This is a genomic window from Rhodococcus sp. OK611 (assembly GCF_003050885.1).
Classification (GTDB): Bacteria; Actinomycetota; Actinomycetes; order Mycobacteriales; family Mycobacteriaceae; genus Rhodococcus_G; species Rhodococcus_G oryzae.
This window is the reverse complement of record NZ_QAOZ01000015.1, coordinates 18,328-42,002: the sequence shown is the minus strand read 5'-3', so window position 1 is coordinate 42,002 and position 23,675 is coordinate 18,328. Positions and strand designations below refer to the sequence as shown.

19 protein-coding genes are annotated in these 23,675 nt (G+C 69.3%); 11 read left to right on the top strand and 8 right to left on the bottom strand.

All coding sequences use genetic code 11. The features are described from left to right. Positions 1–43 precede the first annotated feature (43 nt). Positions 44–1,744: an FUSC family protein gene (locus tag C8K38_RS19215; RefSeq protein WP_257017596.1), complete on the bottom strand. Its 1,701-nt coding sequence runs from the start codon at positions 1,742–1,744 to the stop codon at positions 44–46. Positions 1,745–2,096: 352 nt separating this feature from the next. Here C8K38_RS19215 and C8K38_RS19210 point away from each other — a divergent pair, with 352 nt between their 5' ends. After that, positions 2,097–2,885 (top strand): protein kinase family protein, encoded by a 789-nt coding sequence (locus C8K38_RS19210; protein WP_108168842.1) that lies wholly within the window; start codon positions 2,097–2,099, stop codon positions 2,883–2,885. Positions 2,886–2,974: 89 nt separating this feature from the next. Then, on the top strand, positions 2,975–3,973 hold the full coding sequence (locus tag C8K38_RS19205) for a helix-turn-helix domain-containing protein (protein WP_097213025.1): 999 nt from the start codon (positions 2,975–2,977) through the stop codon (positions 3,971–3,973). Here the strand turns inward: C8K38_RS19205 and C8K38_RS19200 are convergent. Further along, positions 3,949–5,484 (bottom strand): bifunctional 3'-5' exonuclease/DNA polymerase, encoded by a 1,536-nt coding sequence (locus tag C8K38_RS19200; protein WP_179800630.1) that lies wholly within the window; start codon positions 5,482–5,484, stop codon positions 3,949–3,951. The two genes, C8K38_RS19205 and C8K38_RS19200, sit on opposite strands and share 25 nt — an antisense overlap. Positions 5,485–5,526: 42 nt before the next feature. Further along, on the bottom strand, positions 5,527–6,708 hold the full coding sequence (locus C8K38_RS19195) for a low temperature requirement protein A (protein WP_097213023.1): 1,182 nt from the start codon (positions 6,706–6,708) through the stop codon (positions 5,527–5,529). 208 nt (positions 6,709–6,916) lie between these two features. On the opposite strand from C8K38_RS19195, the gene C8K38_RS19190 reads away from it, so the two are divergent. Together C8K38_RS19190 and C8K38_RS19185 are read left to right on the top strand one after the other, a co-directional pair. Further along, a complete protein-coding gene (locus C8K38_RS19190) occupies positions 6,917–8,185 on the top strand; it encodes an aspartate kinase (protein ID WP_077043103.1) in 1,269 nt (422 codons plus the stop codon). A gap of 2 nt (positions 8,186–8,187) precedes the next feature. Beyond that, entirely contained in the window at positions 8,188–9,222 is a 1,035-nt protein-coding gene (locus tag C8K38_RS19185; protein ID WP_097213022.1) for an aspartate-semialdehyde dehydrogenase, read from the top strand. 87 nt (positions 9,223–9,309) lie between these two features. Here the strand turns inward: C8K38_RS19185 and C8K38_RS19180 are convergent, their stop codons facing one another. Both C8K38_RS19180 and C8K38_RS19175 read right to left on the bottom strand, forming a co-directional pair. After that, on the bottom strand, positions 9,310–10,230 hold the full coding sequence (locus tag C8K38_RS19180; protein ID WP_097213136.1) for a hypothetical protein: 921 nt from the start codon (positions 10,228–10,230) through the stop codon (positions 9,310–9,312). 113 nt (positions 10,231–10,343) lie between these two features. Further along, entirely contained in the window at positions 10,344–10,748 is a 405-nt protein-coding gene (locus tag C8K38_RS19175; protein WP_097213021.1) for a DUF7144 family membrane protein, read from the bottom strand. Between the two features lie 287 nt (positions 10,749–11,035). On the opposite strand from C8K38_RS19175, the gene mscL reads away from it, so the two are divergent. The 7 genes from mscL to C8K38_RS19140 all read left to right on the top strand — a co-directional run bounded on the left by mscL (position 11,036) and on the right by C8K38_RS19140 (position 18,265). After that, positions 11,036–11,443: a large-conductance mechanosensitive channel protein MscL gene (gene mscL / locus C8K38_RS19170; RefSeq protein ID WP_097213019.1), complete on the top strand. Its 408-nt coding sequence runs from the start codon at positions 11,036–11,038 to the stop codon at positions 11,441–11,443. 134 nt (positions 11,444–11,577) lie between these two features. Then, positions 11,578–12,972 carry a hypothetical protein gene (locus C8K38_RS19165; protein WP_097213018.1) on the top strand — a complete coding sequence of 465 codons (1,395 nt, stop codon included), beginning with the start codon at positions 11,578–11,580 and terminating at the stop codon, positions 12,970–12,972. A gap of 44 nt (positions 12,973–13,016) precedes the next feature. After that, the gene (locus C8K38_RS19160) at positions 13,017–13,592 is read left to right on the top strand and encodes a TetR/AcrR family transcriptional regulator (RefSeq protein WP_097213135.1); all 576 of its coding nucleotides are present in this window, start codon (positions 13,017–13,019) and stop codon (positions 13,590–13,592) included. Next, a complete protein-coding gene (locus C8K38_RS19155; RefSeq protein ID WP_257017595.1) occupies positions 13,589–15,088 on the top strand; it encodes a flavin-containing monooxygenase in 1,500 nt (499 codons plus the stop codon). Before C8K38_RS19160 ends, C8K38_RS19155 begins: the two co-directional genes overlap by 4 nt. A 289-nt stretch (positions 15,089–15,377) precedes the next feature. Further along, positions 15,378–16,853, top strand: a complete 1,476-nt coding sequence (locus C8K38_RS19150) for a catalase (protein ID WP_097213017.1) — start codon at positions 15,378–15,380, stop codon at positions 16,851–16,853. Between the two features lie 348 nt (positions 16,854–17,201). Continuing rightward, positions 17,202–17,660 carry a Fur family transcriptional regulator gene (locus tag C8K38_RS19145; RefSeq protein WP_097213015.1) on the top strand — a complete coding sequence of 153 codons (459 nt, stop codon included), beginning with the start codon at positions 17,202–17,204 and terminating at the stop codon, positions 17,658–17,660. A gap of 128 nt (positions 17,661–17,788) precedes the next feature. Next, positions 17,789–18,265: a Dps family protein gene (locus C8K38_RS19140; protein WP_097213014.1), complete on the top strand. Its 477-nt coding sequence runs from the start codon at positions 17,789–17,791 to the stop codon at positions 18,263–18,265. Positions 18,266–18,324: 59 nt separating this feature from the next. Here C8K38_RS19140 and C8K38_RS19135 read toward each other — a convergent pair whose 3' ends face one another. The 3 genes from C8K38_RS19135 to C8K38_RS19125 all read right to left on the bottom strand — a co-directional run bounded on the left by C8K38_RS19135 (position 18,325) and on the right by C8K38_RS19125 (position 23,627). Then, positions 18,325–19,791 carry a pyridoxal phosphate-dependent decarboxylase family protein gene (locus tag C8K38_RS19135; protein ID WP_097213013.1) on the bottom strand — a complete coding sequence of 489 codons (1,467 nt, stop codon included), beginning with the start codon at positions 19,789–19,791 and terminating at the stop codon, positions 18,325–18,327. Next, on the bottom strand, positions 19,788–21,143 hold the full coding sequence (locus C8K38_RS19130) for an MFS transporter (protein ID WP_097213011.1): 1,356 nt from the start codon (positions 21,141–21,143) through the stop codon (positions 19,788–19,790). Before C8K38_RS19130 ends, C8K38_RS19135 begins: the two co-directional genes overlap by 4 nt. A gap of 162 nt (positions 21,144–21,305) precedes the next feature. Next, a complete protein-coding gene (locus C8K38_RS19125) occupies positions 21,306–23,627 on the bottom strand; it encodes an Ig-like domain-containing protein (RefSeq protein WP_097213010.1) in 2,322 nt (773 codons plus the stop codon). Positions 23,628–23,675 lie beyond the last annotated feature (48 nt).

Below are 23,675 nucleotides of genomic sequence, written 5' to 3'. Positions count from 1 at the left end.
GCTCGACGGGCACCCAGTCAAACCCGAACCGCCGGTCCGCGTCTCATGCTTCGCGGGTGAATCGGCAGGTGCGCAGCCGGTCCTCCCAGCCGTCCGGATCCGCGAGCCGCCCGTTCGGATCCGTCGCCCAGCACTGCGCGAGCAGGTCGTACCCCAGCGTGCAGATCTCGAGGTGCCGTGGCCACTGCCGTTGCGTCCAGGCCCGCTCGTTGTGGGCGGCATCGGCGGCGCTCAAACCCGCGCCGATCAGCTCGAACTGGACATCCCGCCGCAGCGCCATCATGGTGGCCGCGGTCGGCGCGGTGGTTCGCAGCCCGGACACCAGGGCGAGCGCGGTGTCGAGCGTGCGGTTCTCGGTCCAGCGGAGGTCGCGGCGGTGTGCGCGTGGGGCCACCGACCACAGGACGACAAGCGCCACGACGACGCCGAGCAGGGTCTCGAGGAAGCGGTTGACGATCATCGGCCCGATGTCCGCGTCGGGATGCGAGGCGCCACCGATGAGCATCGCCAGCGGGGTGATGAAGATGACCGCCAGCCCGTAGTTGCGGGCGATGTACAGCTCGATCAGGAACTGCAGCACCATCAGCAACACGATCAGGCCTGCGCCTGTCGGCGTGAGCGCGTACAGCGCGGCGAAGAGCACCAGACCGGCCGCGGTCCCGACAAAGCGGTGTATTCCGCGCACGGTGCCGCGGATCCGGTCGGGTCCCTGGTGCAGGACCAGGACCGCCGCGATCACCGCCCAGTCCGGCCGGTCCAAGCCCACGGCCACGCTCAGCGAACCCGCGACGAGACTCGCCAGCAGCACCCGCATCGCGGTGGTGCAGGCGTGCGAGTCGACGGCGAGCGAGCGCCGTATCCGGTACCGGAAATCAGGGCGCGCCAACGGGATCTGTGGGGTGGGGGCGTCGAGTTCGAGATCCGGCCCGTCGTCGTCGGAGCGCGCGACCCCCACCAGTCGCAGGTGCGCGGACAGCAGCGACCGGACTGGATCCGCCTCGGGTCGGCGCTCCGGCAGCCCCGCGTCGTAGACCGCGGACCACGCGGCGTGCACCGCGGTCGCGGCCTGGTGTCTCGCCGCGACCGCGGGGGCATCGCTGCTGCGCAGTTCGACGTAGGCATTCACCGAGCGCACGGCGGCGGTCACGGCGTCACGCTCCGGTGCCCGGCGGTCGCGGAGCGTCCCCGCCATCGCCACGACCAGCGCGCTGACCACACCGATCGCCGTGCAGCCCACGATGACCGCCGCCGAGATGCCGGACCTGGACATGATCGTTGCGACCGCACACGTCAACACGAAGAAGAACGATCCGGGCGGGCCCAGCCTCGCCGCGGACACCACATAGGTCCCGACGAGCGCCACCGCCGCGAGCATCGCGACCTCGATCAAAGCCGGTGTCGCCGAGTCGAAAGGCCAAGTCCGGTAGACGGTTCCGCCGACCAGTGCGCCGAGACCCGCGGCCGTGAGCAGGGCGGCGCCTGCGAGAAGAACGACTCGCCAGCGGGCCCGGTATGGCCTGCCCTCGCCGTAGATGACCGCGAAGGCGCCGAGGCTGAAGATCAGCGCCTGCTCCTGGTGGCCGAACGCGACGGCGAGGAGCGCGGGCACCCCGAACGCCAGAGCCGCCCGCACCCCGCCCGGCCATCGCCTGCCCGCGGGCGGGAGACCGAACGCCAGCGACCGGGTCTGCGGCGCCGGAGGAAGCGAGGGACGGGGTGAGGGGTCGGGGGTCACATCGGGCACCGTCCAATTCAACTCCACCTCGATTCGGGCGCCGCCACGTGCGTCCGCGGGGGTCGGGGGCGCCGCACTCGTGCGGATAGGAGAAATGGCCGCGGAATCGGTCCGCCGGACCGTGCGATTCGCGCACGAGGTTTCGACAATTCGCGCCTGCGTGCGGGCGCCGTTCTCGGCCGCCGTCACCCGCGGACGGGTCCTACCTGCGAGTTCGAGTCACTCCGTCGGTCTCGACAATGACCGTCCATTTCGCCGGCCCGAAATCCCGTGGTTTTAGGGGTCATTTACTTTCCGGGCCTGTGTGAGGATGCACCGATGACATTGGATGTCACTCATTCGCCGGGCCGAATGCCGGTCTATGCGCGCTGACACCGAGCGGCTGCCCATCGTCGCAGCGAATACGGCTGGTCTCGTCAGACCACATGTCCCCGGGTGCGTCGCACCGTCGGGACGCATCCCGGGCAGCACCTTCGCGGTCGGACGGTACCGACTGCTCTCCTGCTGTGGCGCGGTGCCGTCTGCGGAGTTCTGGCGCGGGCTCGACCTGGTCACCGGCCGTGAGGTCGGGCTGACCCTCTTCGCCGGCGACGGTGTCCGCGGCGACGCGGGCCCGCAGGTGGACACGGACGAGATCTTCGCCCGCACCGTATGGATGTGCGGCATCCGCGCCTCGGCCGTCCCGCGGATCGTCGACATGGTCGACGCGGAATCGGCGGGGGCGGTCGTCACCGAGTGGGTGCCGAGCTGCTCGCTGTCCGAGGTCGTCGAGGGCCGGCTGTCGGCCCTCGACGCAGCCGCCGCGGTGCGGCCCCTGGCGCACGCGGTGTGCCGGGCGCACGAGGTGGACGGCGTCCTCGCCCTCGACGATCCGGATCGGCTCCGCGTGAGCATGGAAGGGCATGTGTTCCTCGCCTTTCCTGGTCCGCTTCCGGATGCCGACCGTTCCTGTGACGTGCGCGGTCTCGGCGTGGCGCTCGCCACCCTCGTCACCGGGGACCTTTCGGGGTCGGGTGCCGCCGCGCTGCGTGCGCGTGCGCCCTCACCCGTTGCGGAGATCATCCACCGGACCGTCGGCGGGGGCGCCGACGTCAGCGCCGAGTGGGTGGCACACCTGCTCGACGAGATCGCAGCCGCTCCGGCCTGGTGAATCGGCCTCGTACGAGACCGTACGGTCCGCTCGGGCTGTAGTCTTCACCGCACAGAAGGTTCCTTTGTCGGGGGTGGGCAGGGGTGCGTATGAAGGGGAAATCTCTACCGCAGGCCGCGTCGTTGACGCAGCAGTTCACCGACGGTCTGCGTCTCAGCGGGCGGGAAGGCCTCGAGACCATGTCGGCGGCGGCCGACATGGTGGCGATCAACCCTGACCGTTTCCGTGCCGTCATGCACTCGGCGGATTTCGGCTCGATCCGGGTGAACAGGCTTCGGACCTCGGCGGTTTCGGGGATCCGGGCGCCGGACCGGCTGGCGGACGACCACGGCGTGTACCTGTCGATGGTGTGCGTGCGGACGGGGGAGATCCGGATCCGGCAGAACCGCATCGCCAGCTGTGCGGAGGCGGGCCAGATCGCCTTCGTGGACTTCGCCGCCCCCTTCGAGGTCGAGCTCTCCCATCGCGGGGACTACGTTTTCGTCTACCTGCCGCACGACCTGCTGACCGCACGGTCGGTGGACGCCAGGACTCTGGTCGGGGCCTCGGTCACCGCCTCGCCGCTCGGTGACACGATCGCCGCGGCGATCGAGAAGTTCGCGGTCGCCGACATGTGCGGCCCTGGCTCCGCGGAGGCGGCGCTGATCGAGCGCGCGATCCTCGACCTGTGCCTGGCGGTGATCTACCAGTCGACCGGCGACACCCAGGTTCGTGACGAGATCGGCCTCCGAAATCGAGCGCGGGCAAGGGAATTCGTCGAGAGCAACTTCACCGACCCCAGGCTGACGATCGCCCAGGTCGCCTCGAGCATCAATGTCAGCCCCCGCTACCTGCAGAAACTGTTCGAGGAGGAGGAGTACTCGGTCTACGAACTGATCCGTCGACGCCGGGTCAGGTGGGGTGTCGCCCTGCTGACTGATCCGGGCGCCGCGCACCTCACCATCAGCCAGGTGGCGCTCCGCAGTGGCTTCGTCGGTCTGAGTCAGTTCAGTCGCGCGGTCCGGGACATAGCAGGAAACTCGCCGCGCGGGATTCGTCGGCAGGCGGAACTGGCTGCACCACTTCATGTCTCGAGTGGATCGGCGTAGCAGTCCCGCACCGCGACGTCCATCGGGAAGCGCACCCTCGTGTCGCCGAACAACAGCCGGGTGGCGGCCTCCGTCGCGGCCAGCACGTGCGCGGTGGCGGACTCCGGATCGCGACAGTGCACGACCACCTCGTCGTGCTGGAAGAACACCAGTTCGGCGGTGCCGTCGTCCGCGATTCGTCGCCGGAGATCGGCCAGCAGGCACAGCGCCCACTCCGCCGCCGTGGCCTGCACCACGAAGTTGCGGGTGAACCGGCCGCGCGCGTGTGGATCTCCGCCGGACCACCAGTCGGCGTCCGGTGGCGGACAGGCCCGGCCCAGCCAGGAGTGCACCACCTCGCCGCGTTCCCCCGTCCGCGCGGCATCCTCGACGTACTGCACCGCAACCGGAAAACGCTTGCGCAGCAGGGTCAACAGCGCGCGTGACTCTCCTGCGGTGGCCCCGTACAGGACGCCGAGGATCGCCACCTTGGCCTTGCCGCGATCGCCGTCGAACACCTCGGCGGCGACCGGCGCATAGAGGTCGTCCGCGCCCGCCGCGGCGACCATCAGCGGGTCGCCGGACATGGCCGCAAGAATGCGGGGCTCGAGTTGCCCGGCGTCGGCGATGACGAAGGTGTGGCCGGGGTCTGCGATGACACTGGTGCGCAAGGCTTTCGGGATCTGCAGTGCCCCTCCGCCGCGACTGGCCCAGCGTCCGGACACCACCCCACCCGGAACGTAGACGGGTCGGAATCGGTCGTCGCGCACCCAGGTGTCGAGCCAGGTCCAGCCGTTGGCGGCGTGCAGTTTGGCCAGATCGCGGTAGTGCAGCAGGGGCTCGATCGCCGGGTGGTCGATGTCGCGCAGCAGGTAGGCGCGGGTGGAGGTGAGCTCGACACCGTCGCGGGCGAAGGCCTCGACCAGCTCGACGTGTGACGCGGGGTTGACCCGCCGTCCGAACGCTGCACCGATCACCTCGGTGATCTCGCGGATACGCTGCGGCACAGCGTCTCCGGTGGTGCGCGGGCCGAGAGTGCGTTCGAGCAGCCGGTGGTGTTCGACGGCGGAGAACGGCAGTCCGTGGTGGCTCATCTCGGCGGCGGCGAGAGCGCCCGCGGACTCGGCCGCGACCAGCAGGCGCAGGCGCGGATCGTCGCCGATCAGCGCGAGCTGTGCCTCGTGGTCGGCGACAACCGCCGCGGGGTCGAGAGGTGGTGCGGCGTCGAACAGGCCGGGGCGTTCGTCGGCCGGGGGCTGTGGGGAGACGGCGGGCCCGCCCGCCCGCACGCTCAGCAGGGCGCCGGCGAGCGCCAGGTCGTGGCAGCGCTGCACACGCAGGCCGTCGCGCAGCACGGCGGGATAGACGGCAGCGGTGTCCGCCCACACCCACCGCGGGTGCTCGCCCGGTTCGAGCGCGCGCACCGCCGCGGACGGGTCGGGAAAGGGGAGCGGGTCGCCCAGCGCGCGCCCGCGGTCGTCCGTGCGGATCGCCAGGGCGTGCTCGGGTCCGGGCACCAACACGATTCGCACGACGCCCAGTGTGCCGTGCGGGTACGACAACACCGGGATGGGTCAGTGTGCGCCGTGCCGGATCTCGTCGCGGTGCTCGGCGAAGCGCACCGTCTCGAAGAGGATCAGGGCGAGCAGGACCGCGGTGAGCAGCCCGAGCGAGGCCAGCGCCGGCAGGTGCCAGGCCAGCGGGATCAGCGCCACGAGCACGACCGCGGTGGTGATCCGCGCGCGGTTGACCGGTCCCATCAGCCTGGTCACGTACGCCTTGAAGGCGGCCAGTCCCAGCAGGAAGAGCGCGGCGCCGCCGAAGAGCGCCACCAGCGGGATGCCGTAGAGGGGGTCGGTGAGGGTGTGATGGCTGCCGTCGCCGACATAGTTCAGAACCTTCTTCAGGCCGAGTGAGATCAGCACGATGCCGACGACCATGGGCAGGTGCAGGAAGGTGTAGCCACCGCGTGCCAGCTTGATCTGCGTCGCGCCGGTGGCCGCGGAGAGGGCGCGCTCGGCGGCCAGGGTGGTGGTGTCGAAGTACGCCCACCACAGCAGGCCGCTGACGGCCAGCCCGAGCAGCGAGCCGACCACGATCGGCCAGGCGATGGGCAGCGCGGTCACCCCGATGCCGATGGACACGATGGACTCGCCGAGCGCGACGATGATGATCAGCCCGTGTCGCTCGGCGAAGTGGCTCGGGGAGTTCAGCCGCCAGCCCTCGCCGCCGAACAGGGTGCCCAGGTAGTCGCCGACGAGCGCGGCCAGCCACATCAGGGTCTGCGCGGTGCCCGAGAGCTGGGACGCGATCAGCAGGAGGGTGGTGCCCGCGAGCATGGAGGGCACGAACCGGATCAGTTGGCCGCGCAGCTGGGGGTCGCCTGCGCTGGCGATCCAGAAGGTGACCAGATGCATCAGCCGCACGAAGAAGTAGCCGACGGCGAAGACCACCGGGCCGGAGAGCCCGCCGGGCAGGTCGTCGAAGGCCTCGGGAATGGTCAGCGCGACGATGAACATCGAGCCCATCGCGAAGAACATCGCCACCCGCGCGAAACCCTCGTCGGCGCGCACCACATTGGCCAGCCACGCATAGCCGATCCAGCTCCACCACAGAACGGCCATCACCAGCACGCCGCGCACCAGATTCCTGGCCGAGGTGTCGTCGGCCATCAGCGCCGTGACGCCGGTCAACGCGAAGACGAAGACGAGGTCGAAGAACAGCTCGAGCGGGGAGACGGAGGACCGTTCTTGCATTGCCTGCATATGGGTTCGCCTGGGAAATTCCACTCGGCTACTGTGCCACCACGAAAGGGCCTGCGCAGGGGGTCCGGGAGCACTAGTGTCCCGTCGGGTAACCGGGCATCGCCCGGTCGCCCCGGCTGACTGCGAGCGAGCCCGGTGTCGTCGGTAAGCTTGCCAACTGGACTTCGTACCCAGTTCCCAGATCCGGAGGTTGATTAGCGTGGCGCTCGTCGTGCAGAAGTACGGCGGATCCTCGGTGGCATCTGCCGAGCGCATCCGACGCGTCGCCGAACGGATCGTGGAGACCAAGCGCGCGGGCAACGACGTGGTTGTCGTGGTCTCGGCGATGGGCGACACCACCGACGAGCTGCTCGACCTGGCTCAGCAGGTGTGCCCCGGCGGCCCGCCCGCGCGCGAGATGGACATGCTGCTGACCTCGGGCGAGCGCATCTCCAACTCGCTGGTGGCCATGGCGATCCACTCCCTCGGCGAAGAGGCCCGCTCCTTCACCGGGTCGCAGGCCGGGGTCATCACCACCGGCGCGCACGGCAACGCGAAGATCATCGACGTCACCCCTGGTCGCGTCCGCGACGCCCTCGACCGCGGCTCGATCGTCCTGGTCGCCGGCTTCCAGGGCGTCAGCCAGGACAGCAAGGACGTCACGACCCTCGGTCGCGGCGGATCCGACACCACCGCCGTCGCCCTCGCCGCCGCACTGAAGGCCGACGTCTGCGAGATCTACACAGACGTCGACGGAATCTTCACCGCGGACCCGCGAATCGTCCCCGACGCGCAGCGGCTCGACACCGTCTCCTTCGAAGAGATGCTGGAGATGGCCGCGTGCGGCGCGAAGGTGCTCATGTTGCGTTGCGTCGAGTACGCGCGTCGCTACAACGTGCCCGTGCACGTTCGTTCCTCGTACACCACAAAGCCCGGCACCATGGTGTCCGGATCGATGGAGGACATTCCCGTGGAAGAAGCCATCCTCACCGGCGTCGCGCACGACCGTAGCGAGGCCAAGGTCACCGTCGTCGGGCTGCCCGACGTGCCGGGCTACGCGGCCAAGGTCTTCCGCGCCGTCGCCGAGACCGAGATCAACATCGACATGGTGCTGCAGAACATCTCGAAGGTGGAGACCGGCAAGACCGACATCACCTTCACGCTGCCGAAGACGGATGTCCCCGCCGCGGTGGAGAAGCTGACGGAGCTGCAGGGCGAGATCGGGTTCACCCAGATCCTCTCCGACGAGCGCATCGGCAAGGTGTCGCTGGTCGGCGCAGGCATGAAGAGCCACCCGGGCGTGACGGCCACCTTCTGCGAGGCGCTCGCCGAGGCAGGGATCAACATCGACCTGATCTCGACCTCGGAGATCCGCATCTCGGTGCTGGTCGCCGACGACGATCTGGACGACGCGGTGCGCGCGATCCACAAGGCATTCGATCTGGGCGGCGACGAAGAGGCCGTCGTCCACGCGGGAACGGGACGCTAGAGATGACAACTGTTGCTGTAGTCGGCGCGACCGGACAGGTCGGCGCTGTCATGCGCGCGCTCCTCGCGGAACGCAACTTCCCCGCGGACAAGGTCCGGTTCTTCGCGTCCGCCCGCTCGGCGGGGACCAAGCTGCCGTTCCGCGGCGAGGAGATCGTGGTCGAGGACACCGCCGCGACCTCGGACGAGGACCTCAAGGGCATCGACATCGCGCTGTTCTCGGCGGGCGCGACCCTCTCCCGCGTCCAGGCCCCGCGGTTCGCCGCGGCGGGCGCGACCGTGATCGACAACTCCTCCGCCTGGCGCAAGGACCCCGAGGTCCCGCTGGTGGTCAGCGAGGTCAACCCGGAGGAGGCGAAGAACCCGCCGAAGGGCATCATCGCCAACCCGAACTGCACCACGATGGCCGCGATGCCGGTGCTGAAGGTGCTGCACGACGAGGCCGGACTGCAGCGGCTGATCATCAGCAGCTACCAGGCGGTGTCCGGCAGCGGCCTGGCCGGCGTCGAGGAGCTGGCGACCCAGGCCCGCGCGGTGATCGACGACGTCGAGAAGCTGGTGCACGACGGCAGCGCCGTGACGTTCCCCGCACCGAACAAGTACGTCGCCCCGATCGCGTTCGATGTCATCCCCCTGGCCGGCTCGCTGGTCGAGGACGGCAGCGGCGAGACCGACGAGGACCAGAAGCTGCGCAACGAGAGCCGCAAGATCCTCGGCCTGCCCGACCTGCTGGTCAGCGGCACCTGCGTCCGGGTGCCCGTGTTCACCGGCCATTCGCTCTCGATCAACGCCGAGTTCGGCAACCCGCTGTCCGTCGAGCGCGCCAAGGAGTTGCTGGCGACCGCGCCCGGCGTGCAGCTGGTCGACGTGCCCACCCCGCTGCAGGCGGCGGGCGGCGATCCGTCGCTGGTCGGCCGGATCCGTCAGGATCCGGGCGTGCCGGGTGGCCGTGGCCTCGCGCTGTTCGTCTCCGGCGACAACCTGCGCAAGGGTGCCGCGCTCAACACCATTCAGATCGCGGAGCTGCTCGTCGGCTGACCTTCCGCCGAGTGTGCACCTCCCGTCGCATCGCCCGAGTGCGGGCGTCGGGAGGTGCACACTCGCGGGTGGCCGCGCCGGTGACGGTCAGACCGCCTCGGCGATGCTGGTGCCGTTCGCCGGTTCGAGGACCGGTGCGGGACCGCGGAGCAGCCGCCCGATCCAGCCCTCGTCCAGGGCAAGGGCCTTGACGATCGTCGCCGCCGCGACGACGACGCCCGACAGGACGAACATCCAGGTGATGGTGGTGAACACCAGCCCGAGTGAGCCGAACTTCTCCTGCGCGGATGCGCCCGCCATCGGCAGGTAGATCCGGCCCCCGATGCGGAGCAGGGCGAGCCCGAGCGCGGTCAGCGCGGCGGTGGCCCACAGCACCCGGCCCGCCAGCCTGCCCTCGGTGAGCAGGTACGGCACCACTGCCCACAGCGCGAACCAGATGGCCAGCTCGGTGCCGAACGCCAGCGGCGGTCCGACCCAGTCCAACCCGGCCAGGTTCCTGGCCACGCTGAGCAGCGCCACCGACGAGGCGACCGCGAACAGTACGGCCACCCACCGCCAACTGCCGCGGATGGACAGGGTCGGGATGTTCCAGATCTTCCCGTAGAGCCGGCCCATGGCTCGGGCGAAGGACGTCCCGCTCAGGATGATCATCAACATGCCGATGACGCCGAAGGTGGCGAACGTCGGCGTGCTCGCCTCGAGGGCGCCGGGGGCGAGGGCGTACAGGTCCAGTCCGGATGGATCGAACCCGAGCTGATCCGAGATGGTGGTGCCACCGCCGGCCAGGTCCCCGATGGTGCCGACCGCGATGATGACCGGCAGCACCGAGGTGAACTCCTGCGCGGCCAGGGTCATCGCGCGGTCGGCGAGCTCGATGTCCACGATTCCCTTGATGATCCGTGCCACCGTGCGACCGGCCGAGGTCCGTTTCAGCCAGCCCCTGGCGGTCTGTTTCCGGACCTCCAGTGCTTCCCTGGCGAGGCTCACCGAGAGTTTCGAGGACTTCACGGTGGTCAAGTCAACGCGACCGCCGGATCGGACTCCTCATCCGGGGCAGGTGAAAGACGTGTGCCCGCCACCCGTCCGGTTGTGGGACGGGTGGCGGGCACAGGTGGGGTGCGTCAGGCGGGGGCGCTCTGCGCAGGCGCGCGGTTCGCGGGCCAGCCGGCCGTGAGGCCCCAGATGACACCGATGTTGATCGCGATCACCAGGATCGACAGCCAGGGCTGGGTGCCGATCAGTGTCAGGTGCCCGACGGCGTTCAGCAGCGCGAGGGTGACGCCGAAGACACGGGCCCAGGTGGCTCCGGCCAGCAGCGCGCCACCGCCGATGACGAGGAGGACGCCCCACGCGATGAGCACCCACCCCCACCGGTCGTAGTCGAGGATCAGCATCTTCTCTTCCCCGACGAACAGTCGGGTGGGCGCGGTGAGGGAGGCGATGCCCTCGACCGCATTGAAGGTGCCGGTCATGATCAGCATGAGGCCGGCGAAAACGCCCCAGCCTCCGGGGCTCTTGTCGTCCATGGGTTCCTTCGGTGAGGTGTCGGTCGGGTGGCGGATCAGAAGATGAGCGCGACGAGGATCGGTGCGGCGGTCAGGACGAGCGCGACGAGCGCGACGATCGCGATCGTCTTGACGGCCGTCGCTTGTCGGTTGTGGTCATAGGACATGACGCAAACGTTAGGGCGCGCGATCGGCCGATCGCGTCATCCTCTCTGGGTGAGATGGGCCGCGGAATCATGTACGGTGCTGCGCCGACCTATATCATTCCGTGATAATTGGTTGAATATTCACAACGAAAGGACCAACAAGTGCTCAAGGGATTCAAGGAATTTCTCCTGCGGGGCAACGTGCTGGACCTCGCCGTTGCCGTCGTGGTCGGCGCCGCCTTCACCGCGATCGTGACCGCGTTCACCGAAAACATCGTGAACCCGCTCGTCGCGTCGTTGGGCGGCTCGAACGATATGGGATTCGGCTTCCAGATCACCGACAGCCCCGAGACGTTCGTGAACGTCGGCGCCGTCCTGAGCGCCGTGATCAATTTCGTCCTCATCGCGGCGGTCGTGTACTTCGTTCTCATCGTCCCGTTCAACTCGGTCAAGGAGCGCTTCATGACCGAGGAGGAGAAGGAGGCGACGGACATCGAGTTGCTGACCGAGATCCGGAACCTGCTCGCCGACGCCAACGCGGATGCCAAGTCGACCCGGGTCGAGTCCTAGTCGTCCGTCTTTACGCCACGCGGCGTCCCGGCCCTTGGGGTTCGGGGCGCCGCGATTGTTTTCTCCTCATCCGGTGCGGGTGAGATTGTGGATCGGCGCTGTCGAATTGCCCCTCGAGGCCGCATGCTTTTTCCATGACGCCGACCGATGATGCGAAGCCTCTCGATGCCGACGAGCGGGCGGAGCTGCTCCGCCTGCGTGCGCAGGTCGCCGCGACCGAGCGCGCCAGGGCCGCCGGGCCCGAGGTCGCCAAGCGGCACGGGATCGGCGGCGCGCTGCGCTGGACCGCGTCCGGGCTCCTGATCGTCCTGGTCGCGGTGCTGCTGCTGACCTCGCTGCTGGCGCGCTTCACGCGGAGCGAGATCCTCGACACCGACCGGTATGTCGCGACTGTGGCACCCCTCGGCTCCGACCCGGCAATCCAGGACGAGATCACCGACCAGGTGACGCGCCAGATCTTCACCCGGCTCGACGTCGAGAAGATCACGCAGGAGGCGCTGACGGCCCTGACCGAGAACGCGCCGCGGGTGCCGCCGCAGGTGGTCGGGCTGGCCCCGGTGATCGCAGGCCAGGCCGAGGGGTTCATCCGCGACACCGTGCACTCGCTGGTGACCAGCGACAAGTTCGAGAGCGCGTGGATCGACGCGAACCGGATCGCCCATGAGAGCCTCGTCGCGGTCGCGACCGGCGAGACCGGTGTGGTCGAGATCGACGAGAAGGGCACGGTGAGCGTGCCGCTCAACGCGATTCTCGGCACCGTCAAGGAGAACCTGACCGAGCGCGGGTTCGCCTTCGCCGACAAGATCCCCGAGACCGATGCGAGCTTCGTGATCTTCCAGTCCGCCGACCTCGTGAAGGCCCAGAAGGCCGTCAACGCCCTCGACAAGGCCGCCACCTGGTTGCCCTGGCTGGGGGTCCTCGCGGCGATCGGGGCGGTGTTCGCGGCGCCGCACGGCAGGCGGCTGCGGGCCCTGTCGCTGGTGGGACTCGGGGTCGCGATCGCGATGGCACTGCTGAGCGTGTCGCTGCACATCGCCCGCGCGGTGTACATCGACGACATCCCGTCGGACGTGCTGTCCCCGGCGGCGGCCGCGGCGGTGGTGGACGCGATCGCCGCCCCACTCAAGACGATGCTGCGCGCCTGGTTCCTGACCGGGATCGTGGTCGCGCTGATCGGCTACCTGACCGGTGGTTCGCACTCCGCCCTCGCGGTGCGCCGCGGGTTCACCCGGGGTGTCGACAAGATTCGGAAGACGGGGGAGGGCAGGGCGCCGACCCAGTTCGAGGTGTGGACCGCGCGACTGCGGGTCCCGCTGCGGGTGGCGATCGTCGCGATCGCCGTCGCGGTGCTGGTCTTCTGGACCTATCCGTCCGGGGTGGTGGTGTTCACCATCGCGTTGCTGGCCCTGCTCGCGCTGATCGCCGTCGAGGTGCTCGCCCGGCCAGGGGTTGCCGCGGCGCAGGCCGAGGCCGAGGTGCCGTCGCCCGAGGTCGAGGGGGCGTCGGCCGAGGCTGATAGTCAGACTTAGCGACAGTCTGGACTGTTTTTAATCAGCCCAGTACGGTGGTCGGTGTGACCCAGGACACCGAGCGGGGCCCGCGCACGCAAGCACAGCGAACGGCGGCGACCCGGACAAAGCTGCTCGACGCGGCGATCGCGCTGCTGGTCGAGGTCGGCTACGCCCGGACCAGTACCCAGGAGATCGCGCGCCGGGCGGGGGTCTCCCGAGGGGCGCAGCTGCATCACTTCCCGACCAAGGAATCACTGGTGGTCGCGGCCGTCGAGCACCTGGTGGAGAAGCGGCTGGCCGAGATCCTCGACGCCCGGCCCGATCCCGACCAGGGGATCGACACCCTCGTCGACGCGTTCGCCGGCCCGCTGTTCTACGCCGCCCTCGAGCTGTGGGTCGCGGCCCGCACCGATCCGGCCCTGCACGAGGCGACGATCCCGCTCGAACGCAAGGTCGGCGATGCCCTGCGGCTCGGCAGCGCCGAGGTGATGGGCGGGCGGATGGGCGTGGACGCCATCGACCTGAGCATCGAGCTGGCCCGCGGTCTCGCCGTCTCGGCGCTGTTCCGCACCCCCGAATCCGACAGTGAACTCCGGGAGCGGCTGCTCCCGGTCTGGAAGGGCCTGGTGATGAAGTGACCGCCATACCGCAACCGCTCGCGTTGCCGGGCCACGTCGGCGTCCTGGTGGTGGGCGCCGGGTTCGCGGGCCTCGCGGTCACCGAGCGCGTGCTGCGCGATGATCCGGCGGCCGACCTCCTGGTCATCGAGCGGGGCGCCGACATCGGGGGAACCTGGCGTGACAACACCTACCCCGGGTGCGCGTGCGACGTCCCCACGGCGCTGTACTCGTTCTCGTTCGCACCGAGCCCGGACTGGAGTCACACCTTCGCCCGGCAGCCGGAGATCCAGTCGTACCTGCGGAAGGTGGTCGCTGACACCGGGATCCGCGATCGGATCCTGACCGGATGCGAGCTGCTCGAGGCGTCCTGGGACGACGCCGCCTGCGCCTGGAGGGTGCGCACCTCGCTGGGCGAGCTGACCGCGCAGACCCTCGTCGCCGCCACGGGTGCGCTGTCGACACCCAGGCTGCCGGACGTACCGGGCATCGAGACGTTCCGGGGACGGCTGTTCCACTCGGCCACCTGGGATCACGACTACGACCTGACCGGGAAGCGGGTCGCCGTGGTCGGGACGGGCGCCTCCGCCGTGCAGTTCGTGCCCGAGATAGTCGATCGAGTGGAACGGCTGACCGTGTTCCAGCGCACGCCCGCCTGGGTGCTGCCGCGCGGCGACCGCACGCTCTCCCGCCTGGAGAAACAGCTCTATCGTCGTATTCCGCTCACGCAGAAGATCGTTCGGGCGGCCATCTACACCGCTCGTGAGGGCTACGTGCTCGCGATGGCCAAGGCGCCGCGGCTGTTGCCCGCCTTTCAGCTGTTCGCCGCGGTACACCTGCGGCGGCAGGTGCCCGACCGGACGCTGCGACGAAAGCTGACGCCGGAGTTCACGATCGCCTGCAAGCGGATCCTGCTGTCCAACGACTGGTTGCGGACCCTGGCCCGAGCCGATGTCGACCTGATCGACTCGGGGCTCGCCGGGGTCACCGAGGGGGGCGTAGTCGACGGCGCGGGCACGGAGACGCCGGTCGACGCGATCATCTTCGCCACCGGTTTCTCGCCAACCGAACCGCCCGTGGCCCGCCACCTCCGGGGTCGCGACGGACGGACGCTGGCGCAGCACTGGGCGGGCAGCCCCCGGGCGTACCTGGGTACCACCGTCGTCGGGTTCCCCAACCTGTTCCTCATGTACGGGCCGAACACGAACCTGGGGCACAGCTCGATCGTGTACATGCTGGAGTCGCAGGCCGCGTACATCAACGGTGCGCTGGCTCACCTCGACGGCGGCTGTGTCGAGGTCCTCCCGGTGGCGCAGGCGCGCTACAACGAGAAGATCGCCGGCCAGCTCGAGAGCACGGTCTGGAACACCGGCGGATGCTCGAGCTGGTACCTCGACAAGGAGGGGCGCAACTCGGTGATGTGGCCCACCTTCACCTTCCGATATCGGTCCCGGACAAAGAGATTCGATGCCGAGAACTATCAGACCCGGCGCGCGGTGCGGGCGCGAGTGGGGTGAGCGAGCAGCACGCTTCGTGATCGGATCGCGCACGATTGCCGAGCCCGCAGCGCCGCCATTGCCCGGGTCCTATCGAACGGCGTCATCGGAATTCGCCCCTTTCGCCCTTTCTTGCCTCGTTCGGGGAAAGATGTATAAGTGGGAAGGGGTGACCGAGTCACAGCCTCAACGCCGCGCAGCCCACGTCGCGGTGGGTCGCCCCCGCCCGGATTGGAAATTCTGACCGAGGTCCACAGCCGAGTGCGTGCTGATACCGCGAGGCGCGGCGAGTAAGGAAGGGATCCACTAGATGAGCAATGGCAATGATCCTCGACACACCAAGGGTGCCGACGAGAAGCTGACCACCGCGTTCGGCGCACCGGTGCCCGACAACCAGAACGTCGCCACTGCAGGCCCGCGCGGGCCGCAGCTGCTGCAGGACGTCTGGTTCCTCGAGAAGCTCGCCCACTTCGACCGCGAGGTCATCCCGGAGCGGCGCATGCACGCCAAGGGCTCCGGCGCATACGGCACCTTCACCGTGACCAATGACATCACCAAGTACACGAGCGCGAAGATCTTCTCCGAGGTCGGCAAGAAGACGGAGCTGTTCGCTCGGTTCTCCACGGTGGCGGGCGAGCGCGGCGCGGCCGATGCCGAGCGCGACATCAGGGGATTTGCCGTCAAGTTCTACACCGAGGAGGGGAACTGGGACCTCGTCGGCAACAACACCCCGGTCTTCTTCTTCCGCGATCCGCTGAAGTTCCCGGACCTCAACCACGCGGTCAAGCGCGATCCCCGCACGAACCTGCGCAGCCCCAACAACAATTGGGACTTCTGGACGAATCTGCCGGAGTCGCTGCACCAGGTGACGATCGTGATGAGCGACCGCGGCATCCCGGCCTCGTACCGGCACATGCACGGCTTCGGCTCGCACACGTTCAGTTTCATCAACGCCGAGGGTGAGCGCTTCTGGGTGAAGTTCCACCACCGCGTCCAGCAGGGCATCAAGAACCTCACCGACGCGGAGGCCGCCGAGCTGGTGGGCAACGACCGCGAGAGCCATCAGCGCGATCTCTTCGACGCCATCGAGGCGGGCGACTTCCCCAAGTGGAAGCTGTGTGTGCAGATCATGCCGGAGGCGGACGCGGCGAAGGTGCCCTACCACCCGTTCGACCTCACCAAGGTCTGGCCGAAGGGCGACTACCCGCTGATCGAGGTCGGCGAGTGGGAGCTCAACCGCAACCCCGACAACTACTTCGCCGAGGTCGAGCAGGCCGCGTTCAACCCCGCGCACGTGGTGCCAGGGATCAGCTTCTCTCCGGACCGGATGCTGCAGGGCCGGTTGTTCTCCTACGGTGACGCGCAGCGATACCGGCTGGGAGTGAACAACTTCCAGATCCCGGTCAACGCGCCCAGGAGCCCGGTGCACAACTTCCACCGGGACGGCGCCATGCGGGTCGACGGTAACCAGGGCGGATCGCTGCACTACGAGCCCAACAGCTACGGCAAGTGGCAGGAGCAGCCGCAGTACCGGAACCCGGCGCAGGCTATCGGGGCGGTCGCGGATCACTTCGACTACCGCGAGGACGACGACAACTACTTCTCGCAGCCGCGCGTGTTGTTCAACAACATGAGCGACGAGCAGAAGCAGGTGCTGTTCGACAACACCGCGCGCGCCATCAACGGCGCCTCGGACCAGGTCGTGCAGCGGCACATCGACAACTGCACCGCCTGTGACCCGGCCTACGGCGAGGGCGTCGCGAAGGCGATCAAAGCGCTGAGCTGACACCGAGCGCGACCATCCGCCCGGACCGGGGCTCCCGGTCCGGGCGGACGCGTATCAGGGGACATACGTCGAGGTCACCGGCTCGACACCGGCCGGCACCGTCCTCCGGGAACAAACTCGGGCCGGCGCCCGTTGAACCCCTCGTCGACGTCCGGACATGCCCCGGGCCTCACCCCTTTAGTCGCCACGAGCGACCACTCGCCGAGAGGCGCCTGTGGGACGTCGACCCGAAGGGCCGCCCGATCTTCTCGGGCGGCCCTTCATCGTGTCTGCGGCGCGTGGCCGGCGTCGGCCCGAGGTCCGTCATCGCTTCTTTGATGTGGTCCAGGACCGGCGCATACTGGGGTCATGGGGCACGGAGGCGGTTACCTCGACCCCCGGGCGCAATTGCGCGCGGCGGGGCTCCGTGTGACCGCTCCACGAGTCGCTGTGTTGAATGCTGTTGCTGCGCGTCCTCATTCGGACGTCGATCGGCTCGCCACCGAGGCGCGTCGGGAGCTCGGCTCGGTGTCAACCCAGGCCGTGTACGACGTGCTGAAGGCCTGCGTGGCCGCCGGGATACTCCGCCGATTCGAACCGGCCGGTTCGCCCGCCCGGTTCGAGGTCCGAACCGGGGACAATCATCACCACCTGGTCTGCCGCGGCTGTGGCGCGGTGTTCGACTCCGACTGCGTCGTCGGCCACGCCCCCTGCCTGCAGCCCTCGGACACCCACGGATTCGTGATCGACGAGGCCGAGGTCGTGTTCTGGGGGAGCTGCCCGCGGTGTCAGGCCGCCGCTGGTGGGGAAACGGCCCAGTTCCACTAGCGCGGGGGGAGTGCCCTTCGCCACATCCGGGAACCATTGTGGTCGAGCGTCGTTGAACTGGGTGAGGGCGGATGGCGACATCGCCCTCACTACGAAACCGACCGCATACGAAACCGCAGGAGCGAATCATGACCACCAGCCCCATTGTCAGCACCCTCGACGCCGGACAGCAGCAGATCGCGGGGGAGGCCCTGCAGGGCACCGTCGTGGACCTGATCGACCTCGGTCTCATCGCCAAGCAGGCGCACTGGAACGTCATCGGTCGGAGCTTCCTGTCGGTGCACCCCTCACTGGACGAACTGGTTGCCGCCGCACGTGATTTCACCGATCAGGCCGCCGAGCGTGCGACCGCGGTCGGGGTCAGCCCCGACGGTCGCTCCGCCACGGTCGCCGCGGACGCGGGGACGAAGGGCTTCGGCGCGGGCTGGACGAAGGACACCGACGTGATCGACGCGATCGTGGCGAACCTGGCCGCGGTCATCGAGCGCCTCCGCGCCCGCATCGAGCTCACCGAGAAGGCCGACCCGGTCACCCAGGATCTGCTCATCGCCATTACCGCGCGGCTCGAGCAGCTGCACTGGATGTGGCAGGCGCAGGGAGCGTGAGCCCGTGCGCGCTTGACGAGTCCTGACCCTCGTCAAGCGCGCACAGGCGCCGCTGGCGCCTACTCCATGAACCGCGCGAGGAACTCGATCAGCAGTCGCTCCGCCACCGGTTCGGGCAGTGCCTCGATCAGCGCCAGCACTTCGGCCAGTGGGCCGTCCAGCCCGCCGCCGGGCTCCAGCCCCACGAGGGCGAGGACGGCGGCGCAATTGTCGCTGGTGAGGTCCTCGGGCCGGATCTGCCCGGCGGCCGCGACCACGTCGGCGGGTGCCTGCGCGCCCGGCACCCCGCGTACCGCATCCGCCGCCTCGGCCAGCGCGTCGCACAGCTCGATGCTGACCCGCTCGGTGACCGGTGTGAGGGTCAGGTGGGTGGTGCGCGGCAGCGTGGTGCCGTCCGACTGCGTCCGCCCCGGCTGCGGCTGCAGCGTCCAGCCCAGGGCCTTCGCGGCGTCAGCCCAGCGGTGCGGATCCACGCTGCGGTCGGCGGCGACGTCGGGGTCGGCGGCCACTGCGAGCAGCGGGCCGATCGGGTCGCCGACGACCAGGAGCCCCTCGATGCCGTCGATCGCCTTGTGTACCTGTTCGGCCGCCCGAGCGATCTGCCCGGTCAGCTCGGCGAACCCGCTGCGCCCGAGCGTCTGCGACACCGCCCAGCCCGCGGCGATCGGCATCACCGTCCGGGAGCCGAGGATGGTGGGATTGACGACGGCGTAGCCGGGCCAGGCGCTGGTCGCGAACCACTGACGCCGGTGCCGGTCGCGGTCCCGGTAGAGCAGCACCGACACGCCCTTCGGGGCGTAGCCGTACTTGTGCAGGTCCACCGAGATGCTCGCGACGCCGGGCACCCGCAGGTCCCAGGCGGGGCGGTCCTCGGAGCCCGGCCACCACGGCAGCACCCATGCCCCGATGCAGCCGTCGACGTGCACGGCGACGCCTTGGGCCGCACAGACTTCCGCGATCTCCGCGACGGGGTCAAGGGCGCCGTGCGGATAGGACGGTGTCGACGCGACCACCAGCGCGACGGTCTCGTCCAGCGCGGCCGCCACGTCCTCGGCACGCAGCCTGCAGGTGTCGGGGTCCACCGGCAACACCCGCAACCGCAGGTCCAGGTAGTGCGCCGCCTTGATGAACGCGGCGTGCGCGGTGGATCCGATCACCAGGGTCGGCCGCGCCTCGCTGCCGGTGCTCGCGCGCCAGGTGTCGCGGGCGGACTTGACCGCGAGGATGCAGCTCTCGGTGCCGCCGCTGGTGACGCTGCCGACGACGTCGGGTACGCCCGCGGCCAGCACGTCGCGGGCCGTCGCGATGAGGTCGCGCTCGAGCGCCGCGACGGAGGGGAACGTGGTGGGGTCGAGTCCGTTGAGCGGCTGGGCCTTTCGGGCCGCTTCTGCCGCCACCTCGTGCAGTTCCGCGACCCCGGGGTCGTACACGTAGGACAGCAGGTGCCCGCCCTCGGTAGGAGCGTCCGTCTTCCTCAGCTCGTCGAGCTGGGCGAGCACCTCGGCGGTGCTGCGTTCGAAGATCACTTGCTGCTCCTGTTCAGTTCTTCGGCTGCCAGTCGGTATCCGCGCAGTGCCACCATGCTCGCGGCCACGAGCACCGCGGGTACGGCGGCGAGGGCGATCACGATGCCGGTGATCGCGCCGTCGGACTGCGCGACGGGGTGATCGGAGGTGGAGGAGACGAACCCCGTCACGGCGAGGATGGCCAGCACCACGGCGGGGCCGAGCGCCAGGCCCAGGGTCTCCGCGGCGGTCCACACCCCGCTGAAGGCGCCGGCCCGCACGGATCCGGCGGCGGTGTTCTGGTGGTCGCTGATCACGTCCGGCAACATCGACATCGGCAGCATCTGCATGCCGGCGTAACCGATCCCCGCCACCGCCACCACCGCATACACCCACGGCCCGGGGGCGGCGATCAGACCGAGCATCGCGACGGAGGCCGCCAGGAACAGGCCCGATGCCAGGAAGTACGCGCGTTGCTTGCCCCACGCCCGCACCAGCCGGATCCACATCGGCATCACCGCCAGTGCCGGTGCGACCAGGGCGGCGAACAGGATCGACACCGCACGCTCGGAGTCGAGCACGTAGGTGGCCGCGTACTGGGCGGCGCCGAGCATGCTGCCGATGGCAAGGGCCTGGAGCGCGAACGTGCCGAGCAGGAATCGGAACGGGCCGCTCGAGCGCACCGCGGCGAGGCTGTCGGCCAGCCCGTGGCCCGACGACGCCTCGACGGGTGCGTGACCGACGCCCGCGCTGCGCGGCGCGATCCGCCAGGCGGCGAGCATGCCGAGCCCGAGGGTCACCCCGGCGATCACGGCCATCAGCAGGTATCCCGTCCTGCCCCCGCCGCCGAGTTCGCGCAGTTCCGGGCCGCCCGCGCCGAACAGCAGGATCGCGACGGCGAGCACCGCGACGCGCCAGGACATCAACCGGGACCGCTCGTGATAGTCCTCGGTCAGCTCGGCGGGGAGCGCGATGTACGGGACCTGGAACAGCCCGAAGGCGATCGCGGCGAGGATGAAGGCCGTGGTCACCCAGAGGCAGCCGACGAGAGTGGAGGTGCCGGCGGGCACCGCGAAGGTGAGCGCGAAGAACACCGGCAGGGTCAGTGCGCCGAGGAACAGGAAGCGGCGGCGGGTCCCGGTGCGGGCCGCGTCGGCATCGCTGCGAGACCCGATGTACGGGTTGATCAGCACGTCGAGTGCCTTGGGTACGAACACCACCATCGAGGCCGCCGCGGCGGCGACCCCGAGCGTGTCGGTGAGGTAGTAGGCGAGTACCAGCCCGGGCAGTGTGGCGAAGCCTCCGGTGCCGACCGAGCCGAGCGAGTAGCCGGTGACGGTCGATCTGCTCAGCCGTGGGGGAGCCATGGTCATCCGGCCAACATAGGTCATTGCGCGGGCCCGCGAGAGGGTTGCGCTCAGGGAGAATTCGCCGGCCCCGGTGGCCGCCCGGCGGGACACGGTGATTCACGTGAAACCTCGACCGGACGACGAACGCCCCCACCTGGCCGGTGGGGGCGTTCGTCGTCGATGGTGTTAGGAACCGAAGATGCTGCCGAGCGAGCCGAGCGATCCGGTGCCGCCCGGGCTACCGCCGCCGGAGACCTTCACGGTCGACGCGCTGGACGTCGACTCCTTGAATCCGGTTGCGCCGCTGTAGACGGCCTTGATCTGACGGTCACCGGTCTGGGTGAACTTGTAGGACAGTGTGGCCTGTCCGTTGACCACGTCGACCGCCTCACCGATCGCGGTGTTGCCGTCCATGAACGTCACGGTGCCCGAGGTCACCGCGTCGCCGGACTCGGTCTTCACGGCCGCCGTCAGGTCCACAGGCGAGCCCTTGGTTGCGGTGCCGGGAGCGGTCAGCGTCGTCACCGTCGCGACCTCGACGGGCGCCGGGTCGGTGACCGTGACGGTCTGTGCCTGTCCGGTGGAGCCGTTGAAGTTCTCCGCGCCGCTGTAGACGGCGGAGATCGAGTGTGCTCCGGTCGTGGTGAACGTGTGGCTCAGCTTCGCGCCACCGTCGACGAGCCCGATCGGGCCGCCGATGTTGGCGGCACCGTCCTTGAACTGTACGGTGCCGCCGGCCGCGTTGTTACCCCCGTTGTCCTTCACCAGGGCCCAGAGGTCCACCGAGTCACCGGTTTTCGCCTCGCCTGGGACGTTGAGCGTGGTGACGGTGTCGACGATGACGGGGTCGGTGGAGACGTCGACGGTGGAGGCCGTGCTGGTGCTGGTGTTGAAGCCGTCGGCGCCGCTGTAGACGGCGGTCACCGGGTGCGCTCCGTCGGTGGTGAAGGTGTGGTTCAGGGTGGCGGTGGCACCGTTGAGGGTGACCGGTCCGCCGATGTTTTCGGCTCCGTCCTTGAACTGGACCGTGCCGCCGCTGGGTGCGGGGGCGACTGTGGCGGTGAGGTCGACGGCGGTGCCGGTCTTGGCGGTGCCGGGGACGTTCAGCGTGGTGGTGGTGTCGACGGCGTTGACCGAGACGTCGACGTTCGATGCCGCAGAGGTGGACGGTTTGTTGCCGGCGTCACCGCTGTAAACAGCGGTGATGGAATGGTTTCCGGTGGTGGTGAAGGTGTGGTTGAGCGTGGCGGTGCCGTTGTTCACGGGGACGGCGTTGCCGATGTTGTCGGCGCCGTCCTTGAACTGGACGGTGCCGGTGGCGCCCGCGGGGGCGACGGTGGCGGTGAGGTCGACGGCGGTGCCGGTCTTGGCGGTGGCGGGGACGTTCAGTGTGGTGGTGGTGTCGACGATGACCGGGTCGGTGCTGACGGTCACGGTCGCCGCAGCCGAGGTGGACGGCTTGTTGGCGGCATCGCCGCTGTAGACGGCGGTGATGGCGTGCGCACCGTCCGCGGCGAAGGTGTGGTTGAGCGTGGCGGTGCCGTTGTTGACCGGGACGGCGTTGCCGATGTTGTTGGCGCCGTCCTTGAACTGGACGGTGCCGGTGGCGCCTGCGGGGGCGACGGTGGCGGTGAGGTCGACGGCGGTGCCGGTCTTGGCGGTGGCCGGGACGTTCAGGGTGGTGGTGGTGTCGGCCGCGGCAGCGCCCACGTTGATCGTGGCCAGCGGCCCGGCGCCCGCGTTGAGTGCCGAACCCTGGGCGTCACGCGGGGTGCAGCGGGTGGGTGCCCACTGGTTGCCGAAGAAGCTGGCGAGAGGCAGGAAGGTGTAGTAGTTCTCGTTCGCGTTGTAGGTACCGGCGCTGCCGGCTGTGCGAACCTTCGGCGTGATGACACCGCCGCTGCCGGCGACGACGGTCACGTCGATGGCGGGAAGCCGGAACCAGCTGTCCCCGTTGGCGTTGTTACTGCCGTCGAGATTCTTCTTGAGCTTCGGTGCGCGGATGCCGCCCTGGCTGTTGGTGCTCGACGAGGGGCTGTTTCCGATGACCTCGTTGTTACCCGAGAGCCGCAGGAGATTACCGCCGCCGTCAGGGCTGCCCGCGTCGTTGATGCGCGCCACCGACGGGGCCACGCCGTCGAGGTTCACACCGGTGCCCGCCACTACCGCGGCGCTGACAAAGGTCGTGTTCGCGGGGATCTCGTAATCGACCTTGAGCCGCGAGATGTTGGTGGTCGTGGCACCCGAGTCGCTGTTGGGGTACGAACCGCCGCCGGGCTGGATGCGGTAGGTGAACGTCTCACCCGCCGTCACGGAGGCCGGTGCGTCGACGGTCATCGACGTGTCGGCCACCTTGTGCACGGTGAGGACCGCGCTGGCCTGGCAGGCATTCTTGAACGAGGTGGTCGTGGGTGCCGCGGACGCGGGGCTGCCGATCAAGAGCAGACCCGCGGCCAACGCCACGGACGTGACCGGTACGGCGCATTGCCGCACTGTGGACTTGGACATAACACTCCTTGCGCCCGACTCGCGGGAGAGGTGTCGAGCATCGGTTGG

Bases quoted from the DNA above. Each gene is read 5' to 3' on its own strand.
- C8K38_RS19210 (WP_108168842.1), top strand. From the start codon at position 2,097: ATGCGCGCTGACACCGAGCGGCTGCCCATCGTCGCAGCGAATACGGCT.
- C8K38_RS19205 (WP_097213025.1), top strand. From the start codon at position 2,975: ATGAAGGGGAAATCTCTACCGCAGGCCGCGTCGTTGACGCAGCAGTTC.
- C8K38_RS19195 (WP_097213023.1), bottom strand. From the start codon at position 6,708: ATGCAAGAACGGTCCTCCGTCTCCCCGCTCGAGCTGTTCTTCGACCTC.
- C8K38_RS19185 (WP_097213022.1), top strand. From the start codon at position 8,188: ATGACAACTGTTGCTGTAGTCGGCGCGACCGGACAGGTCGGCGCTGTC.
- C8K38_RS19175 (WP_097213021.1), bottom strand. From the start codon at position 10,748: ATGGACGACAAGAGCCCCGGAGGCTGGGGCGTTTTCGCCGGCCTCATG.
- C8K38_RS19165 (WP_097213018.1), top strand. From the start codon at position 11,578: ATGACGCCGACCGATGATGCGAAGCCTCTCGATGCCGACGAGCGGGCG.
- C8K38_RS19150 (WP_097213017.1), top strand. From the start codon at position 15,378: ATGAGCAATGGCAATGATCCTCGACACACCAAGGGTGCCGACGAGAAG.
- C8K38_RS19145 (WP_097213015.1), top strand. From the start codon at position 17,202: ATGGGGCACGGAGGCGGTTACCTCGACCCCCGGGCGCAATTGCGCGCG.
- C8K38_RS19140 (WP_097213014.1), top strand. From the start codon at position 17,789: ATGACCACCAGCCCCATTGTCAGCACCCTCGACGCCGGACAGCAGCAG.
- C8K38_RS19130 (WP_097213011.1), bottom strand. From the start codon at position 21,143: ATGACCATGGCTCCCCCACGGCTGAGCAGATCGACCGTCACCGGCTAC.
- C8K38_RS19125 (WP_097213010.1), bottom strand. From the start codon at position 23,627: ATGTCCAAGTCCACAGTGCGGCAATGCGCCGTACCGGTCACGTCCGTG.